Source organism: Methylocystis sp. SC2 (assembly GCF_000304315.1).
GTDB lineage: Bacteria > Pseudomonadota > Alphaproteobacteria > Rhizobiales > Beijerinckiaceae > Methylocystis.
In genome coordinates, this window is the sequence record NC_018485.1 from 2,451,104 (window position 1) to 2,470,475 (window position 19,372).

Here is a 19,372-nt window from a genome sequence, read left to right on the forward strand (position 1 = left end):
TGAGCGTAAGGCGTCTCTTTAAGGCCGACGATAAATGACCAATGTGATAGATCGTACCGTTATGGGCCTCTGCGCGCGCCTGCCGCGTGGCGGTTACGCCCTCGCGAAAATGGCCGCCGAATTGCGACCGAGCCTACGCCATTTTCCGGCGAGTCTGCCTTTTGCGGACTTCGAGCTGAAGGGAGACGTCAGCCACAACGTCTTCTATCCTCTCGCCACGTGTGGGTTCTATCGACACCAACTGGTCGAAGACGATATCCTCGCGCATTTGGCCAAGAGGTCGAACACGATCATCGACGTCGGCGCCAATATTGGGTTCACCGCCGCGCTTCTTGCCGCCTCGGCGCCAAAGGCGCGAGTCATCTGCTATGAACCTCTGCCCGTCTGTCAGCCCTACCTCCAGCAAGTCGCCGAATATTTTCGAAACATCGAGATTGTTCGCAAGGCCGTGGGCGACGCGCCCGGAGAAGCGCATTTTTTGCAGCGTCAGTCCATCGACCGCTCATCCCTGGCCGGCAAGGGCGAGGCGCCCGTCACGGACACAATTGCCGTTGAGGTCGTCACTCTGGATTCCCTACATTCCGGAGACATGGTGGACCTTCTGAAGATCGATGTGGAAGGTTTTGAACCGGCCGTGTTGGGCGGCGCCCGACAAATGATCGAACGGTGCGCGCCGATGGTCGTTTTCGAAGCCTATGAGGCTGACGTCTTGGAGTTTTGCCGCAAATTCTTCCTCGACATTTCGGTCGGCTATGATCTGTATGCGATCGCGATGACAGGCGCGCTGCGTCCCCTCGACGTCGATGCCGCAGAGCCGGAAACATGTAATTTTCTTGCTTGGTCGACGAGCCGCGGCCCGCTGTCCGATTTACAGATCCGCCCGAGCTACCGGCGTTAATTTCTCTCCATGGCTGAGAAGGCAATGAAGGCCGTTTTCGTCAGCGACGTAAGTCCCGCCCGGGGCCATATCTATGGCCTACGAGTCTCTTCCTTTGCGCGCGCTATGGCGCGGCGCGGGCACGGCGTCGTCGTGCTTTCTCCCACTTACGAGCCCGAAGACGTTCCCGTCGCTCCCCAAGATCTTGCGGCGTTGCTTCAAAGCCATGATTGGGCCGCGCCTTTATTCGTCACCGCCCCCCCCGAAATGGTCCCGCATATTGAAGCATCCCGGAACGAGAACGCGCCGGCGCCCTTGCGTAGAATGCTGACGGCTTATCTCCTGGCTTTCGAAGGCGGCGTGCATGGAGATTGGGAACGTGGAGCTCGGCCTCTCGCCCGTGCGCTCGCCGCCGAGTTTCGTCCTGACGCCGTATGGGCCGTGTTTGGAAACGCGAGCACGCTCGTCGTCGCGCAGAAACTGGCGCGCGCGGCGGGCGCGTCCTGGTTTATGGACATCAAGGATAATTGGGAAATCTACACGCCGGCCGCAGTTCGCGGCTTGATGACGCGCCGATTCAAGGATGCCGCCGGCTACACCAGCAATGCATATTTGCATGCCGACATCGCTGCCCGCTTCCTGCCGCATCGGCGAACGATACTCTACTCCGGCGTCGCAGATGTGATGGCCGCTCCACCCGACGCCGAAGCCCGGAGCGACCGATTCCTCCTCACTCTTGTCGGAAGCACATATCGGGATGAGATGCTGGCGCATTTCCTGTCGGGGCTCCAGCGGTGGCTCACGACCCTCACTTCGAGCGATCGCCAGAAGGTGTCGCTGCGCTACGTCGGAATTGCGCGATCCGCCGTCGATCGGGTGTTGTCGCGCGCGAACGTCAGCTGCGCGACCGAAACGAGTGGAAATATTCCCCATGCCGAGTTGGCCCAACTCTGCCAGTCCGCTGCGGCCAACTGCTATCTTTGGGCGCCTTACGGGTTCCACCATAAGCTTCTGGAATTACTTTCGACCCGTCGCCCGGTCATCTCTTTTCCGGGCGAGCACGACGAATCCTGCCGTCTTTCACGAGAAGTGAAAGGCGAGTTGATCGTCTGTTCAGACGAGGAAAAGCTCATCGCCGCCTTCGACGCCATATGGAGACGCTGGGGAGCAGGCGACATATCCGCCAATGCCTGCGACATCTCCAGACTGAATTGGGACGCAGGCGCTGAAAAGCTCGAGAAATTCTTGCAATCGGCGCTTCCGAGAAGTGGGCGATCGCGGCAGTCTGAGGCCGTCGAGGGACTTCTGGACCCGTTAAGCGAAAGCTAGAAGACGCACCGTTTACGGGAACCGCCGGTTCGCGAGCACATTCCAATGGAGCGCGCCGATGACTTCGAAGAATTCTCGTTCGCGGCGGGTGGTCATGGCGGGCTTGATCGCTGCGCCCGTGGCGGGAGGCATGTCTTCTCGGGCAATCGCGGTAGACGGCGAGTGCGCCCTCCCTTTCACGCCGAATATGCCTATCGTCAATAGCATTGACGCTCTGCGCTGCGCTCCGCGCAAGGTCAGAGCAATTTACTTGATGGACTCAGACGTTGAAGCGAGTCGCAGCGGCGTGTTTGTCTGGGACTCGACCATCAGCGCCAAGACGCACCAAATCGACGCGATCGACGACGACGGCGTAGGCCAAGGCATATTCGTGGCGCCGCGAGCCGATAAGGACGGCGCGTGGCGCCGGGTTCACGACGGCGCGATCGACCCCCGCTGGTATGGACTCGAAAAAGGAACCGGCAAATCGCCGGAAGTGTGGGAGAAGAACCGGCGCGCCATCCAGCGCGCGATCGACCTCATCCAACTCGGCGCGGCGCAAGGCTACGTTTCGATCCCGGCCGGAGATTACGAATTCAGCGGCACCATCCATCAAGGTTACGGCGTCTCCTACACTACCATCGTCGTCAAAGGCGCGGGCCGCCGCTATGGCTCTGTGCCTGGAAGCGGCACGATCCTCTGGCATCGGGGATCGACCCATTACCAAGCCTGGAACATGCAGGGCCAAAGAGAGCCGCGACTGAGCCATCTTTCGATTCGAGGTTCGCTCTATGACGCCATCAACCAGACGCTTTTCTCGCTTGCCGACAAAAGATTGCACGAAGAGAGCTACAATGTCGCGCCCGACAGATCGGATGGCGGCGACGGCCGCTACAATCCTTACGCCGGCGTCACCATCGACGCATTCGCGGGGGATCGCCCGCAAGCTTCTTACCCCGATGTGGCGTACGACAAATCACTCGGCGCCGTGCCTCAATATGGCAAGCGCTTTTCTTCTCAAATGACGCTCGACGACGTGGATATTAGCGGCTTTATAGTTGGCGTTTGCGTTCAGCCGTGCGACGCGGACGGAAATGGCGATTACCTGCTGCTGGACAGATGCTCGGTCAACTACAACAAATTCGCGATTAGCGTCGGCAATGGACAGTCTCGGATCGTCGGCGCGCGCAATAGTCTCTTCAACGGCGCATTCTGCGCGCTGACGAACTCTCGGCACGGGCGCCAAATCGGTCAATTCGGAGGAGAGTTTTCAACCTGCGAAATAAGCATCGCGGTCTGGCTCGGCGAAATGAATCTGAGCTTCTCCACTAATCTGAAGTTCACGGGCTGCAAGAGTGAATCCGTCTGGGCCTGCTTCAAGACGACTGGAATTGGCGGATCTATTTCATTCGAAGCTTGCGACCTTAATTTCAGCTGGCAACTTGACCCCGGGCTTGGCGTCCCGCCGCATGTGATTGCGGGAGATGGCGCGAACGTCGAGTTCAATCGCTGTTCCCTGCGCTACGCCACGGTCTTCTCAAGCGAGGCGAGGCTGTTAAGGTTCGTCGGATACGGGCAGCTGTTGGCGTATAGCAACATGAAGCCGATCCAACCGTGGTCGATCCCGAGCCACCAGGCCTTTCCCGCAGGTGTTTTCGCAGGAGGGGCCTCGAACGCCCCACAAGAAATTCGTTATCGGGCTCACAAGCTCAGCCCGGATCGGACGAAGGGAATAGAGATCGGATGGCGTTCAACCAGTGGCGCCGACGGCTTGACGCTTGGCCGTAACGAGTTCCTTCCCTATTTCCAGCAGCATTCACAGCCCCGTCAAACTGATTACGGGCCGGAACAGAAAACCATCATTCGGCCTCGTTGGTCGAAGCTCGCGCCAAAAAAGCGCACTCGTTTCGAACTCTCGGAGCGGCGGCTCATCTTGAGGTTGCCTCATGAGATAGACGACTCGCAGGCGATGTTCGACGGCTTCTGCCCCGGGGACCTGTTGAGATGCCGAGAGACGGGGACTGTCTTTGTCTGCAAAAGCCGCGTCGGCGCTGTGTTGGAATACCAGCAGGAAAGTAATTTTCGGAATTCTGGCGGCGGCTGCATCGAAGAAATACAAAATGACGGCGTTTGGGAGTTTATCAATTGCAGGGTTTATCAGTTTTGCGATGGCTACGTCTCGGTCGCGGCCCAGGCTGGAAGCCCGCATCTTAGAATCGACGGCGGGGCGTTCCCATCGGAGCTTGCGCCCGCCGACGCTCTTTTGCTCTGCTTTGAAAGCCGAGCTTGGCTCGCCCAAAAGCCAGAATCGATTGTCGCATCGGTTGATCGCGAGAATGGCGTGATTACGATGCGAGGCGGAGCCCGCGAGACGGTCAGCGGCGTCACCACCGGTTTTGCGATCAGCGCGCCGCCGCCGAATGGTTGACTTTGCTTCCGCCGCTTGCTGTCGAGCACCGGGGAGCGCGCTTTCGCGATCAATCTAATCCTGACGTGAGTGGGCCGGTCAGACGCCATAGTAGCATCTGTACCACTCGACAAAGTTCGCGACGCCCTCGCGCACCGGCGTTGCGGGCTTGTAGCCGGTGCATTTCAGAAGTTCCGAAACGTCTGCGTAGGTATCGGGCACATCGCCGGGCTGGAGAGGGAGAAGCTCCTTGATCGCTTTACGTCCAAGGCGCTCCTCCAATGCATCGATATATTCCGTCAATTTTACCGGCGCATTGCTTCCGATATTGAGGATTCGAAATGGCGCGTTCGAAGTCGCCGGGTCGGGATCGTCGCTCGACCAGTCGGGGTTGGGCAGAGACGGTTGATCGCTCACGCGGATGACGCCTTCGACGATGTCCGAGACATAGGTGAAATCGCGGGTGTGATTGCCATGGTTGAAAACCTTGATCGGTTCGCCCGCTAGAATGTTTTTCGTGAACAGGAACAGCGCCATATCGGGGCGCCCCCAAGGCCCGTACACGGTGAAAAAACGTAGACCGGTCGTCGGCAGATGAAACAAATGGCTGTAGGCGTGGGCCATGAGTTCATTCGCACGTTTGGTCGCCGCATAAAATTGGAGAGGATGATCGACGCCTCGGTGCTCCGAAAATGGGAATTGCGTATTTGCGCCGTAGACGCTCGACGTCGATGCATAGGTCAGATGCGGGGTTTCCGCATGCCGGCACATTTCTAGAATGTTCGTGAAGGCGACGAGGTTCGACTCAACGTAATCTTGCGGGTGCGTGATGCTATGCCTGACGCCGGCCTGCGCGGCGAGATGAATGACGCGGTCGAAAGAGTGCGCCCGGAAACACCGATCGAGGGCCGTCTTGTCAATTAGATTCGCCTGCACGAACGCGTAGCTTCCGCCACTCGTCTGCGCGATTTTTTCGAGCTCCGCGAGACGCGCCATCTTGAGCGCGGGATCGTAATAGGCGTTGACGCTGTCGAACCCAACGACGTCATCGCCCCGCTCGAGCAGCGCCTTCGCCGTGTGAAACCCGATGAAGCCGGCGCTGCCGGTTACGAGGACTTTCATCTCATAGTCTCCCGTCGCTTTCGGCGCGCGCGAAAATCCCTTTAGTGTCGAAAAGAATTGCTCGAGGTTTGCCTAGCGCCCGCAGCCGCTTCGGGCCCATTTCGATGAACTCTTTATGCGCGGTTGTGACAATAATGGCGTCGTAAAGCATGCCGTCCGGCAGCGATGTGATTAGCTTGACGCCCGTCTCATGTTCGGCTTCCTCCGCGTTCGCCCACGGGTCGAAGACGTCAACCTCCGCATGAAACTCCCTTAGAGATTCGATAACGTCGACAACCTTGGAGTTCCTCAAATCAGGGCAGTTTTCCTTGAATGTCAGGCCCATCACCAAAATGCGGCTCCCGACGACAGGAAATTGGTTGCGCATCATTAGACGCGCAACCCTGTCGGCGACATAAGGGCCCATTCTGTCGTTAATGCGTCGCCCTGCGAGGATGACTTCAGGATGGTAGCCGACCTCCTGGGCGCGGTGCGTCAAATAATAAGGGTCGACGCCGATGCAGTGACCGCCGACCAGGCCCGGCGTGAACCGGAGGAAGTTCCATTTGGTTCCCGCCGCAGCCAGAACGTCTTGTGTGTCGATGCCAAGCTTGTGAAAAATGATCGCGAGTTCGTTCATCAAGGCGATGTTGAGGTCGCGCTGAGTGTTCTCAATCACTTTAGCCGCTTCAGCGACTTCGATGGAGCTCGCTTTGTGCGTGCCGGCGACGACAATGGATTTGTAAAGAGCATCCACGGCGTCGGCCGCTTCCGGCGTCGAGCCGCTTGTCACTTTGGTGATTGTCGGCAGACGGTGCATTTTGTCACCGGGGTTGATGCGCTCGGGACTATAGCCGACGAAGAAGTCCTTGTTGAAGGCGAGGCCGGAAGTGGCTTCAAGGATTGGCACGCAAATCTCGCGCGTGCATCCTGGGTATACAGTCGATTCGAAGACGACGATGCTTCCCCTTTCCATGACGCGTCCAACCGTATCGGAAGCCTTTTTGAGTAGGGTCATGTCAGGACGTTGGGCCTGATCGACGGGCGTAGGGACCGCCACGATGAAAATGCGGCAGCATTTCATGTCATTGGGATCTGAAGTATAGGTCAGGTGCTGGGCGCCCGCCAATTCGCTACACTCAACCTCGCGAGTGCTGTCATGGCCTGAACGGAGTTCAGCGATGCGATGGGGCTGAATGTCGAAGCCCACGACAGGACGAATTTTACCGAATTCCACGGCGATGGGCAGTCCGACGTAGCCAAGTCCGACGACGGCTATCGTTTCGTTTTCAAGATGCATATTTCTTCCCCACACACTTCGATGATTTTAAGATTCCGTTTTGAGAACGTCGTTCAGCGAGCAATCCTTCGCAAGACGAGGCCACCCATTGTGACACGGATCATGGCTGTTGAGACGTCGATGCGCTTTTCGAAAGCTCGCGCGCCGCCCCGCCAGCCGGTCACCCACCCGAAGATTCACGCGACGACCCAGCGTCGCGGCAGAACTTTAAAGCCCGGATCGGCGTCGATCCTTCGCACGATCTCTATTACGAACTCCTCGAACGACGTCCATGAATTTTCTGCGATCATAGGCGCCATCGGCGAAGACATGGTTGACCGCGCCAGCGCTTGCGGAAGGCGTCCAGGATATACTGCGCTCCCGCGGAGTTGGAAACATCCGCTGTAACAGATTGACGATGAGCAGCCGTCCGCATCGACTGCCGCAATGTGGCGCTTGCGCCCTTTGAGTTTCTCGCCGACGTCGCACGCCGGCGGCTTTGACCGATTGGTCGTCGATGACGCCCGCCGAGGAACTCGTCGGGCGCCCTGTGCGTTCGCGGTCGATCATCGGCGCCAGTCGATCGTCTCGAGCGGAAGGCTGCTGATTCCGATCGAAGCCGTCAATCCTTGTGCGGCATAAGCCCGCGGCGGTCGGCCGAAGCGCCTGCGCGACGAAGTTCGAGACCAAGCGAGCGTCATTTGGATGCATGCGCGGGCCATCGGTATCGAAAGTCGGACGACCTTCGCCGCCACTTCGCGCTGGCGGACGCACAAGTGTCTCAGCGCAGCGCTCGCCTTGTCGTAGCAGGAGCGAAATCCGATACATCGCCCAATGATTTTCGGTTTGGGAGTGAACAATTAGAACGCCATAAACTTCTGACGTCGACGCTTGCAGGATTTTAGCCTGCACGCGCCAGGCAAGGCTCAGCATGTCGATCACGCTCATGATGCTGGTCTTGGTCATTTGGGCCGGATCAAACTGAGGGTGAATCGGCGCGCTGCCGAGGACGCCAAGTGTAGATCTCGTCCATTCCGACTGCGGGAGAGTTACGTCGCGGCAAAAGTTCCAAGTGTCGCGCGCCTGTAAAATAGTTAAAGATGAACCCAGGGCGGCTCAATGCGCTACTTGACTCGCTCGATTGCGACATCGCTATAGAAAACTATCCCGGATGCGAGCTGCTCTGACGCTGAACGCGCGGCCAGGGTGAGCTTGGCGATTTGCGCCTGACATCCAACGTCAGGGACGCTGAACGCGAACTCAAACGAACGCGGCTCGGGAAAATCGCCGACGGCCATTTTGCTTTCGCCGAGAGAGAGCGGTCGTGGTGAGGTTCCAGCGCAGGTGACGAGCCATTTCAGCCCGCGCGGCCCCGCGACATTTCCTCTCAGCATACCTTTGAAGCGATAGGCGCCCGGCGCGAGCACAATCATTTGCGATACGTCCAATTTTTCTGTGCGGCCAGGCCCCATCTCGATTCGCAGCGTGGGTTTTCCGTCTGTGTCGGGATCCTTCACAATGTCGGCGTCAACGTCTCCTCGCGTGCGAATCGTCCAATCAAACGGGACTCCCGAAGGCTTGGAGTCGAACCCGCCGTTGAAGAGAAACCCGGCGTTTTTCTGCTCCTCCGGAGAGAGGAATTGGAGCCAGACCTCGTATGCGTAGGGATAAAGCTTTTGCTTGACCAGAAAGTCCAAATAGAAACGGACCTCTTCCGATGTAGGCGCATAACCTTGGTCCTTCATCGCGATCAGGAGGTTGAAAGGCGTTCGCGCGTCGGTGATGGCTTCGCCAATCATGTCGAAAAACGCTCTCCGCCACGCGGGCGTGGCGACGAGGAGTTGAACGACGAAGGGTCTCGCCTGCTCCTGCTCGGCCATAAGTCCAAGTGCTGGAATCACGTCTTTCATCAGCTGCGGTTGGCTCCGCAACGCCGCGTCCGCGAAATAAGCCGCAGCAGAGTAGTTCCTGCGTTCGAAGTTTCGGCGCATAAGCCAGAATGCGGCGAGGGATTGTCCTATGGATAGTCGTGTAGCCTCTCGCATCATCAGCTCAGCGGCGTCAGGATGTTTCTGAACGTCCGCAATCTGGCCTAAGAGACGAAATGCGCGGGGATTGAGCGGATCCTCGAGAATCGCTTTTTTCAAAAGGGGTTCTAGGCGGCGCGCGACCGACTGACGCGTTGCTTCATCGGTCGATAAAAACTCGGGACCGTTCAACTGGCGATCCGCGAGCGCGACGATCGCAGCCGGAGCATTGGCCCTGATCGATAGGGCCCACTCCGGATTCCGTTCCGCAAGATAGGCGACCAGATTGTGCCTTAAAATCAACCCGAGGAGCAGGGTGCAGACTGCGGCGAGCAGCACTGCGCGGACCCACGGGAAGCGCGATGGCGGTGGCGTCGCCACGCCATCTATGCCGAATTGTGCATCCATGCGACGCTCACTCGTCTGCTCAACGCTCGCGCGCAGCCTTGGAGTTAATTCTTTGGTCCCAATAACTTCTTGGCCCGCTCGAAACCGGATTGAAGCATTTTCCCGAAGACTTCCCGCTCAGGCTCCTCAGATCTCTGTCCGTAACCCTCACCATAGCCATAGCCATAGCCATAGCCATAACCATAACCATAGCTTCCAGCTCGCGAATCGAATTTGGTAAGGACCGTTCCTATGACGTACGCCCGCGCCATCGCGAGGCGCTTAAGCGAGTTGCGCAAAGCGCCGGTTCTTGACTGGCCGGCGCAGACAACGAAAACCGTCGCGACCGTGGCGTTGGACAGAATCAGCGCGTCTGCAAGTCCCATGACGGGCGGACCGTCGACAACGATCAGATCAAAAACTTGCTTGCCGCGCGAAAGCAGGTTCACGAGTTTGGGACCGCCGAGGAGTTCGGCCGCATTCGGCGGGAGCGGCCCAGAAGCCATAAAAAGCAGGTGCTGAAGGTCCGTCGTTTGAATCAAGTCGGAGAGAGAGCTGCTGCCCGTCAGGTAGTTGCTGAGGCCTGGGCTGTCGGTGAGCCCCATCCTTTTGTGGAGCGACGCGTTACGCAAATCGGCGTCGATTATCAACACTTTCAAGCCCATGGCAGAAAAATGCCGAGCGATCGCGAGGGAGGTTGTGGACTTGCCTTCTCCGGGACTCGAGCTCGTGACAAGCAGCGTTCTCGGCAAGCCCGCGGCCGTCGAGAATTGAAGCGACGTACAAAGCGATCGGTACGACTCGGCGATCGCAGAGCGCGGATCGGTGAGTTCGCCCTCCAAGGTTTTGGGAGGCATGACCTTCGGAATCATGCCGAGAGTGGCGAGCGCGGATATTCGTTCCGCGTCGTCCGGCGAATGGACAATGTCATCCAGCCGTTCGAAGAGATAGGCGGCGCCCAGGCCCACGAGCAGACCGAGCAGTAAACCAAGGCCGACCGCCCGCGATTTGCTGGGCCAGGAAGGTGAGCGCGGCAGTTCCGCGTCGTCAACAATGAAGACGTTGTTGGCGCTCACGCCTCCTGCGATGTCCACCTCCTTGTAGCGCTGGAGGAGCCCTTCGTACAGCGAGCGGGTCGTATCGACCTCACGTTTGAGGATGTTGTATTGAATGCTTCGCTTCTGCAGATCCAGAGCCTCCCCGCGTAAGGCTTCGATCCGCTCAATCATTTTTGTTTCTTGGCTTGCGGACGCTTCGTAGGCCGCCTTGAGCATCGACTTTATGCTCTTCACTTCGAATGCGAGCTGGCGGTCAACCTCCTTTATTCTATTTTGGAGCTGCACCATCGACGGATAGTCAGGGCGAAACGTCTCTGACTTCTCCTCAAAGTCAGTCGTTAGCGCGTTTCGCTTTGCGCGAAGATCGTCAATGACCTTATTCGTGAGAAGTTGCGGAAAATTAATCGCCGTCGCATTCTCAATTTGCCGCCACAGTTGTTCGTTCTTGATCCGCTCAGCGACGATGGCGCCAAGAGCCGAATTCGCCGCCTGAAGGTTGGACTCGGCGATAGATGTCTTGTCGTTGCCCTGAACGATCTGCTCCTTTTCCGCGAAGGAGAGCAGAACTTTTTCCGACTCCTCCAGCCGCGTCTTGAGCTGGTGAATCTGATCCTCAAGAAAGGTTTTGGCGTAGGAGCTCGCCTGGAACCTCTTGTCGAGATTAGCCGCAATGAACGCCTTGCCGAAAGCGGCCGCCACTTTCTGAGCTCTCGCCGGCTCCGGATCGGAATACAAAATGTCGACGAGGCGAGATCCCGGCACCGGCTTTACGATGCGGTTCGCCAGGATGTTTGCCGTGGCGTCTTGGTCGGACACCTTCTGCTCTTCCTTCGCGGCAGATTTCTTCCCTCCGCCAAACACAGTTTCGAGCAGCCCGGGCTTGTCTGCCGCCTGACTTGACGGGCTTCTTGTCATGGACGCGACGCGCTGCGCTAGACTGCGGCTCTGCAGCAACTCGTATTGTGTCCTGAGAAACTCGCTGTCGCCCATCTCTGTAGGCGTTACGTTGCCGCTTTCAATGATCTTCGTGACGCTCCGCTCGATCTGAAGACGTAACGTAGCCGTATAAAGCGGCCGCTGAACGAGCGCCCAGACAAGCGCTACCACGGTGAAAGCAGCTGTGATGCTTGCGATCAGCCGCCACCGCTTTAGGAGCATCCTCAGAATTTCGCGCAGGGCGCGACTGGTGTCCTCGGATGCGTCTTGCACAAGGGGCGGCGCGAGATAGCTTCGCCGCTCCGAGGTAACGGCGAGCAGGCGGCGCTCCTCTTCATCCTGGCTGGCGTCAGGAGGCAGGTCGCCGGAATTATTTTGGATGTCTTCGTCTTTCACACTATTCACAAGGCCTGAGCTACAGCGCTGTTCCCAGCAGAACGAGTGGGCTAGCTACGGGAGTCAACGCCTTGAGATATTGAAACGCCGCTTTCGTTGACGAGTCTTCGACAACGATTACGTCCCCCATTTGAACTTCGGGGTCGGCGACGGCGCCGGAACGAATTTGGGCGACGTCATAACGAAGCATCTGTCGCCCACCGTCGCGGAAGATCGCGACGTTGGTCGAGGAGACCTCCCGATCCAGTCCCTCAGCGCGCGCGATGGTCTGCATCAAACTGTCATTTCCGCGGACAGGATAGACGCCTGGTCTTTTCACGGCGCCCTCGATGGTCACGCGCTGACTATTGTATTCCTTGATGAATACGGACACCTGCGGCGACTTCACATATTTTGCGCCCAGTCTCCCCTCGAGGTCGCGCTCAAGGCCGTTCGCCGTCTTTCCCGATACGGAAACCTCGCCGATCAAGGGCAGATTGACCATGCCGTTTTCAGTGACCTGGACGCTTTTCGAGAGTTCCGGCACTTTGAAGACTGTGACTTCCAAGACGTCTTGCGGACCGATCTTGTAACCGGCGCTTTTGCGATTCGAGGCGCTTCCATAGCGATCCGCGAACTGCGCGAGCTTGGCGCGATCCGGCTCCGCCGACAGGGGCGACGCGTCGTCGCCGGAATAACCGTTGCAACCTCCCAGCAAAACCGCCAAACCGAAAAGAACGGCGGGGCACAGCGCGCTAGCGGTTCGGATCGACCATGGGCAAAGGTTTAAAACTATCATAAGTCACCTGCCTAGCCATGCCTGGGCCGCCGGCATTAGCGGCTCGACGGACAGAAGTCATGGAGCGCGCCGAGTGGCGCCAACCGATGCTTTTCGCGCCGCCCCTCGCCAACTAACATTAATGAAAGAACTTAATTAAGTGCGTTGGTGGCCAGAATATGGCGGCGAGCTGGAGAGGAGTCCCGCGGAGGAGGCAAGAAGCGGAATTCGGCGTAAACTTACAGCTGGCTTCGCAAATTCCGGATAGCCGCTTGAGGGGAGTTTCTCTGACGGCGGCATGGGCTTTCGCTGCGGGTCAGAAGCGATCGACGACGAAGCGAAGGCGCCTCACGCATGCACCGGCGCGCAAGGCGAAAGCGACCTTTGCCGCGATAAAGCGACCTTTGCCGCGATCAAGGGGGCGAGACGGCTCGCGCCGGGCTGGCGCAGCAGTTCGCAGCGAGGGCGCCTGGACGCGAGCGGGCTAACTATTTCTTATCCTTAGAGAGATGAAACCAAAAGACGCCGCGATGTTGCATTCGTACAACACCTGTGAGAAGCGCCTGAAATTGGGACGTTTAGTTCGTCTCCGCCAACCGCTTAACCCGGTTAAGGCTTAGATTTAACGCGCGGTTGGCCGAACTACGGTCTTGCACAATTCCGTTCTGTAGCGAATAGTCGTAGCTGCATTGTGGGGAAGCAGGGGGCTTCGAGAAGACCTGAGGAATGAGGTCGTCTGAATTGTGGGCGTCTTTCGGATGGAGACAGCTATGAATAAGGTTTTTGTGGCAATTGGTATGGTAGCTTCGGTCATTGCGAGTTGCCCGGCGGGCGCAGCGACCATCGAGAATATTGCGGGCGGCATCAAGGTCAATCGCGGGTCGGGCTTTTCCGCGCAGACCAGTCCGACCGACCTGGCGCCCGGCGATCGCATTATGGTGAGCAAGGGCGGCTCCGCCCATCTCCTTTACGCAGATGGCTGTCGTATGAAATTGGCGCAAGGCGTTACGACTGTTCCGTCCGCGTCTCCCTGCTCCTTCAACGCCCAGTTCAACGACGGGGCCGGCGGCGGCACGAACCCTTACCTCTTGGCCGGCGGCACGGTGCTGCTCTTCGGCGGCGGCATCGCGGCCGCATTCGCGCTGTCGAACAACGGCAACGGATGCTCCGCCGCGTTGATTCCGCTGAGCCGCGGCACGGGTGTGATCTGTCAGTAGTAAAAGATGGCCGTCTCTGGAATGGTCGCCCACCAGGTTGAAAAAGAGCGGGTTCGCCCGCTCTTTTATTTTTGCGCCGTTGGCCTACTCGCATGTTTGGCGCTTGGGGGTGGCGCGGGTTACGGCTTTTTATCCGAGATCATTCTCGAAGTTCTCTGCCTGCCCCTCATCTTCGCGGGATTATGGATGCAGTTGGACCGGGACGCCCCTCGACTCTCCCGAGGGCCTGTCCTTTTCTGCGCGGCGGTCGTCGTATTGGCTCTGCTGGAGTTGGTTCCGCTTCCCCCGATCATTTGGACCCATCTCCCGGGGAGGGAGCCTGTGGTTTCCGCCTTAAAGCTCGTCGGAGGCGAATCCACATGGCGGAGCGTCAGCCTGAGGCCGGACGCCTCATGGCTCGTGGCGCTTTCCCTCATTCCTGCTCTGTCGGTTTTCCTGTGCGCGCTCGCTCTTGGCGCAAAGGAGCGTCGTCTTCTGACGCTTGTCGCACTCGCTGGCGCGGTGTTGAACGCGCTTCTCGGGCTCGCGCAAATCAGCGGCGGACCCGACAGTCCGCTGAGATTCTATGAAGGGACCAGCACCGAAGCGGTAGGATTTTTTGCCAATCGCGATCACTTCGCGGCTTTGCTTTATGCCTCCGTGCCCTTCGTCGGCGCCTGGGTCCTGAGCCTTAGCCACGATGCGCTGAGAAGGCAGTCGTCGGAGACGCGGTTGAACGCGTTCATGGCGCTCTTGCTTGGCGCTTGCGTCTCCATCATCCTGCTAATAGCCGAAGTCATGGCCCGCTCGCGTGCAGGCATCGCGCTGATTTTTGTCGCTCTGGTCGGGGCCGCCTTGCTCCTATGGCGTGAGAGGCGGTCAGCGGGAATTGTTTCCGGCGCTGGCCTCGCCGTCGCCGTCATCGGCGCAACAGCTACCCTTCTCATATCCAATTATGCGATCAGTCGGCTGGCTTCCCGTCTTGGGGGGAGCCTAGACGTGCTCCAACGCGTAGCCCTCGCAGGAAAAACCATATCGGCTGGGTTGTCGGTCGCGCCGCTCGGCGCCGGGGCCGGCGCTTTTGTGCCATTATTCGCGATGTTCGAGCATCCAAGGGATCTCATCGCGAATGTTTACGTCAACCACGCCCATAACGATCTTGCAGAGATCTGGGCGGAAACAGGCGTCGTTGGCGTCTTCCTCATCGGGGTCATGTTCGTCTGGATTTTTCGCCGCGCAATCGACGTCTGGCGCCAGCCTATAGAAGAAGGGGTCGCCCCGATCGACGTTTTGCTACCCCGCGCGGCGACGATCTCGATCGTGCTGCTCTCGGTCCACTCGCTGGTTGATTTTCCCTTACGAACGAGCGCCAATCTCTCAATATTCGCGGTCGCCTGCGCGCTTCTGACTGCGCCCCCCGGCTGGGGCAAAACGGGAGCGGCAAATCGTACCACGCCAGCGCCTTTTGAGACAAAGCGAGCGAGTCGGACGGCCGGGCGTCATAGAACGTCGTGAGTCGTAAGGACTCCGCGCCCGCCTTGGTCGCCGAACACATGACGTCGTTGTAATCGATCGCCCGCCCCAATTCGGATTGGATCGGCGATGTGCGCTGCGACCGCCGTGTTCGCGACAGTTGATCCCAAATGCTCGACGTCATGTCGATGCGCCAGTTCTTGATCCTGACGTCCGACCTCATGACGTCCGACCTGCTCGGCTCGTCGCTAAGGCCGGCGGCGATATCGGGTACGACTGATCGGCATCTCGTCACGCGCGATCAGCCATGCGACGGTCCGCAGAACCAGATGGCGCTCTTCATACGCTCAATATTCGATGAGCATGTGCTCAATTTTCAGATGCTCAAGAGCGTGGCGATCGGCGGCGCGGCATTGCCAAGCAGACGCTTTACGTGGTGAGAGCAGGCGACGGGTCACGGGCTCGACGCTCTGGGCGAGCATCATGCCTGCAGGCGCGGGCTTGACGTCGCATCGCGGAGCGCCAACTTTTTAAGAGGCGCAAGCGACCGGGATCGTGCTAGTCATCGCCACGTCAATCGTCGCAACGCCAGTCATCGCCATGACATGATCGAGGGATTGAACCGGATGACGCTTGCAAGAAGACAAAGGCAAGCTTCAAGCGATATGACGAGTGCGAGGGTTGTGCATTGAAGGCTACGAGATTCGGACGTTGGGCGCGAGGGCGACGTGACTCCGCGCAATAACGACGTGTTCGAAGCCGCAACGCCGGGGCTGCCCGTCGCGAGGCCACAAGCAAGCGGCGGATTTTTCGAGTCGCTGCGCCAACGGCTGCCGAGAGGCGCGCTGGGCGCGCTGGGCGTGGCGGCCAGTCTCGCCGTCTTTGCGCTCGCCGCTTATATTCTTGGCCGAACGCTCTCAAGTCTCAGCTACGCCGATTTGCTGAATGCTTTTCGCGCGACGAGCGGCGCGCAGATTTTAGCGTCGTTGGCCCTCTCCGCGCTCTCCTATCTCTTTCTGACGGGTTACGACGTCGTCGCTCTTTATCATATGAAAACGCGCGCGCCGTACAGGGTCGCCGCGCTCGCGTCCTTCGCAAGCTACGCCATTTCCTTCAACCTTGGATTTCCCGTCATCACCAGCGCGGCCGTGCGCTACTGGATTTACTCTCGCGTCGCGTTGAGCGCGCTGCAGGTCGCCAACATCACGGTTTTCGCCGGCGTCACGTTCTGGCTCGGGATGACGCTGGTGATGGGGATAGGCTTTATTTATGGCGCGGCGGCGCTTGAGACGCTCGACGGCTTGCCGGCCTTCCTTCACATCATTCCCGGCGTTCTCATACTCGCCGGCGTTCTCTTCTATTTCGCCTGGGTGACGGTTGACCGCCGCACGATTCGACTTCGCGGCCACGCGCTGGAGTTGCCGGGTTTTATCCCGACCGCGGCGCAGTTTGCGCTTGGGGTCGCCGACCTGTGCTGCGCCTCGGGCGCGCTCTATGTGCTGCTTCCCGAGGGCGTCCCGCTGGACTTCGTGCCATTCGTCGCGGTCTATGTCGTCGCCTGCATCCTCGGCGTGATCAGCCATGCGCCGGGCGGCATCGGCGTCTTTGAGGCGACGATGCTGCACGCCATCCCGGCGGCGTCGCATGAAAGCATTCTGGCGTCGCTGCTTCTGTTTCGCATGATCTATTATTTTATTCCATTCGTTGTCGCGCTTGCGCTTCTCGGCGCCGATGAGGGCGCGCGCCGCTGGGCGACGTTGCGGGATGCGATCGCGCGCATTTTGGAGGAGCGCTTGAATTGAACGGCGCCGGACCAGTCGCCACGACCCTGTCGACCCAGCGCCTCAAATGGCGCGACCAGGCGATAGATCTCCTGGCGCCCGTCATCAACGCGCTCCCGGAGCCGATCTTCGTGATCGACTCCGAAACCCATGTCGCCGCCGTCAATGCCGCGGCGCAGGCGCTCTCGCCGGCCATTCGGCCGGGCGAACCGCTCTCCCGCAGCCTTCGCTCGCCCGACATGCTGGACGCTGTGGCGCGCGTGCTCGCCGGAGGCGAGACGGAGAAGACCGTCTGGGTCGAACGCCTGCCGGTCGAATGCTGGTTTGAAGCGCATGTCGCGCCGATGCAGATCGAAGGGTTCGAGGCGGCCGCCGTCGTGAGCCTGCGCGATCTGACCGAATCCCGGCGCGTCGAGCGCATGCGCGTCGACTTCGTCGCCAACGCCAGCCATGAACTGCGCACGCCGCTCGCCTCGCTGCTGGGTTTTGTCGAAACTTTGCAAGGTCCGGCGCGCGAGGACGCCGTCACCCGCAACAAATTCCTCGGCATCATGCGCGAACAGGCGCAGCGGATGGCGCGCCTCGTCGATGATTTGCTGTCGCTGTCGCGCATCGAGCAGCACATGCATCTGCGGCCCGCCACGCCCGTCGATCTCACGCTGCTCGTCGCGCATATCGTCGACACGCTGTCGCAAATGGCCGAAGACAGGGGCGTCGCCATCAATCTCGATCTGCAGCCGAACGTCGTCGCGCCTGGAGATCGGGACGAGCTTGCCCGGGTCATCGAGAATCTCGTGGAGAACGCCCTGAAATACGGGTGCGGCGACGACGGCGGCTGCAGGCCCATCGACATCTCGCTGGCCCGCAAGGGGGCGCTCGTCGTTCTCTCGGTGCGCGACTATGGTCCCGGCGTCGCGCCGGAGCATATTCCGCGTCTGACGGAGCGCTTCTATCGGGTCGACGCCGGCAAGAGCCGCGCCAAGGGCGGCACCGGACTGGGCCTCGCCATCGTCAAACATATCGTGCTGCGCCACCGCGGCCGGCTCGGAATAGAGTCCGCGCTTGGCGAGGGAACGCTGTTTCGCGTCATACTGCCGGCGAGCGATTCAGCCTAAATCTGATAAGCACTTAAAATAAAACGGCATTTGCTGTCATCATACTGTAATATTTTTGTCACAAAAAGCTGTTGTCGGACCAGTAGTTTCTGCCGCGTGATGACGCGGGGCGCATCGCAAGTCCATTCTCGAGCAAAAGAGACCCTCAAATGATCTCGACGATTTTCAGGCGCGGCGCTGGCGCGGCGTTGGCGCTCGCCATCATGTGCGGCGGGGCCGCCGCCATAGACATTTCCGGCGCCGGCGCGACCTTCCCCTATCCGATCTACGCCAAATGGGCCGACGCCTATAAGAAAGAGACCGGCAACGGGCTCAACTACCAGTCGATCGGTTCGGGCGGCGGCATCAAGCAGATCAAGGCTAAAACCGTGACGTTCGGCGCGTCCGACATGCCGCTGAAGCCGGACGATGTGAAGTCTTCCGGACTCGTGCAGTTTCCGACGGTCGTCGGCGGAGACGTCCCCGTCGTCAATCTCGAGGGCGTGAAGCCTGGCGAACTGGTTCTTGACGGTCCGGTCCTCGCCCAGATTTTCTTGGGCGAAATCACCAAGTGGGACGATCCCGCGATCAAGAAACTCAATCCCAAAATGAAGCTGTCGAATTTGCCGATCGTCGTGGTGCATCGCTCGGACGGTTCGGGAACAACCTTCATCTGGACCGACTATCTTTCGAAAGTCAGCGATGTCTGGAAAAACAAGGTCGGGGCCAACACGTCAGTCGAATGGCCGGTCGGCATCGGCGCGAAGGGCAATGAGGGCGTAGCGAACAACGTCATCAACACCAAGGGCGCGATCGGCTATGTCGAATACGCCTATGTCAAACAGAACAAGATGACCTTCACCAAGGTGGTCAACAAGGCCGGCAAGCCTGTCGCGCCGAATGCGGACAGCTTCCAGGCGGCGGCCGCAAGCGCGGACTGGGCCAATTCCGACAGCTATTATGTGATCCTCACCGACGAACCCGGCCCCAAATCATGGCCGATCGCGGGCGCCACCTTCATCCTGATGCATAAGCAGCCCGCCGATCCAGCGGTCTCGGCCGAGGCGCTGAAATTCTTCGCCTGGGCGTATACCGCGACTGGCGACAAGTTGGCGGAGGAGCTTGACTATGTTCCGATGCCCGACGCCGTCGTGGCTCAGATCAAGAAGACCTGGGCGACCGAGTTCAAGAACGACGACGGCAAGCAGTTGTGGCATTAGCCGGCGCGTTCACGCCGCAATGATCATCCGGAGCGGCGCGAATGCGCGCCGCTCCGAGGTTGGGCGTAGCTCTTG

General features: G+C 59.3%; 14 protein-coding genes and 1 pseudogene. 9 read left to right on the top strand and 6 right to left on the bottom strand.

Translation table 11 applies throughout. The features are described from left to right. Positions 1–34: 34 nt before the first annotated feature. Genes BN69_RS11925 through BN69_RS11935 form a run of 3 tightly spaced genes read left to right on the top strand, consistent with a single transcriptional unit; the run spans position 35 to position 4,613 of the window. Entirely contained in the window at positions 35–898 is an 864-nt protein-coding gene (locus BN69_RS11925) for an FkbM family methyltransferase (RefSeq protein WP_014891869.1), read from the top strand. Between the two features lie 24 nt (positions 899–922). Beyond that, the gene (locus tag BN69_RS11930; RefSeq protein ID WP_148277104.1) at positions 923–2,206 is read left to right on the top strand and encodes a glycosyltransferase family protein; all 1,284 of its coding nucleotides are present in this window, start codon (positions 923–925) and stop codon (positions 2,204–2,206) included. Positions 2,207–2,264: 58 nt separating this feature from the next. Continuing rightward, a complete protein-coding gene (locus BN69_RS11935; RefSeq protein ID WP_148277105.1) occupies positions 2,265–4,613 on the top strand; it encodes a hypothetical protein in 2,349 nt (782 codons plus the stop codon). Between the two features lie 78 nt (positions 4,614–4,691). On the opposite strand, the gene BN69_RS11940 is transcribed toward BN69_RS11935, so the two are convergent. The 6 genes and pseudogenes from BN69_RS11940 to BN69_RS11965 all read right to left on the bottom strand — a co-directional run bounded on the left by BN69_RS11940 (position 4,692) and on the right by BN69_RS11965 (position 12,554). Beyond that, on the bottom strand, positions 4,692–5,714 hold the full coding sequence (locus BN69_RS11940) for an NAD-dependent epimerase (protein ID WP_014891872.1): 1,023 nt from the start codon (positions 5,712–5,714) through the stop codon (positions 4,692–4,694). A gap of 1 nt (position 5,715) precedes the next feature. Beyond that, positions 5,716–6,993 (bottom strand): nucleotide sugar dehydrogenase, encoded by a 1,278-nt coding sequence (locus tag BN69_RS11945; RefSeq protein WP_014891873.1) that lies wholly within the window; start codon positions 6,991–6,993, stop codon positions 5,716–5,718. Between the two features lie 53 nt (positions 6,994–7,046). Continuing rightward, positions 7,047–7,542: pseudogene (locus BN69_RS20090) on the bottom strand (transposase); the annotation flags it as partial. A gap of 554 nt (positions 7,543–8,096) precedes the next feature. Beyond that, entirely contained in the window at positions 8,097–9,407 is a 1,311-nt protein-coding gene (locus BN69_RS11955) for a tetratricopeptide repeat protein (RefSeq protein ID WP_014891875.1), read from the bottom strand. A 44-nt stretch (positions 9,408–9,451) separates the two neighbouring features. Then, the gene (locus BN69_RS11960) at positions 9,452–11,776 is read right to left on the bottom strand and encodes a GumC family protein (RefSeq protein ID WP_014891876.1); all 2,325 of its coding nucleotides are present in this window, start codon (positions 11,774–11,776) and stop codon (positions 9,452–9,454) included. Between the two features lie 19 nt (positions 11,777–11,795). Next, the gene (locus BN69_RS11965) at positions 11,796–12,554 is read right to left on the bottom strand and encodes a polysaccharide biosynthesis/export family protein (protein ID WP_014891877.1); all 759 of its coding nucleotides are present in this window, start codon (positions 12,552–12,554) and stop codon (positions 11,796–11,798) included. A gap of 749 nt (positions 12,555–13,303) precedes the next feature. On the opposite strand from BN69_RS11965, the gene BN69_RS11975 reads away from it, so the two are divergent. The 6 genes from BN69_RS11975 to pstS all read left to right on the top strand — a co-directional run bounded on the left by BN69_RS11975 (position 13,304) and on the right by pstS (position 19,297). Next, the gene (locus BN69_RS11975; protein ID WP_148277106.1) at positions 13,304–13,750 is read left to right on the top strand and encodes a hypothetical protein; all 447 of its coding nucleotides are present in this window, start codon (positions 13,304–13,306) and stop codon (positions 13,748–13,750) included. Positions 13,751–14,071: 321 nt separating this feature from the next. Then, positions 14,072–15,244, top strand: a complete 1,173-nt coding sequence (locus BN69_RS11980) for an O-antigen ligase family protein (protein WP_158491316.1) — start codon at positions 14,072–14,074, stop codon at positions 15,242–15,244. 128 nt (positions 15,245–15,372) lie between these two features. After that, complete coding sequence (locus BN69_RS11985) at positions 15,373–15,642, top strand: hypothetical protein (protein WP_014891881.1); 270 nt, start codon at positions 15,373–15,375, stop codon at positions 15,640–15,642. 288 nt (positions 15,643–15,930) lie between these two features. Further along, on the top strand, positions 15,931–17,004 hold the full coding sequence (locus BN69_RS11990; protein WP_041926961.1) for a lysylphosphatidylglycerol synthase domain-containing protein: 1,074 nt from the start codon (positions 15,931–15,933) through the stop codon (positions 17,002–17,004). Beyond that, positions 17,001–18,098 carry an ATP-binding protein gene (locus BN69_RS11995; protein ID WP_014891883.1) on the top strand — a complete coding sequence of 366 codons (1,098 nt, stop codon included), beginning with the start codon at positions 17,001–17,003 and terminating at the stop codon, positions 18,096–18,098. The genes BN69_RS11990 and BN69_RS11995 overlap by 4 nt, the downstream gene beginning before the upstream one ends. A gap of 149 nt (positions 18,099–18,247) precedes the next feature. Continuing rightward, positions 18,248–19,297 carry a phosphate ABC transporter substrate-binding protein PstS gene (gene pstS / locus BN69_RS12000; protein ID WP_014891884.1) on the top strand — a complete coding sequence of 350 codons (1,050 nt, stop codon included), beginning with the start codon at positions 18,248–18,250 and terminating at the stop codon, positions 19,295–19,297. The last annotated feature ends 75 nt before the right edge of the window (positions 19,298–19,372 follow it).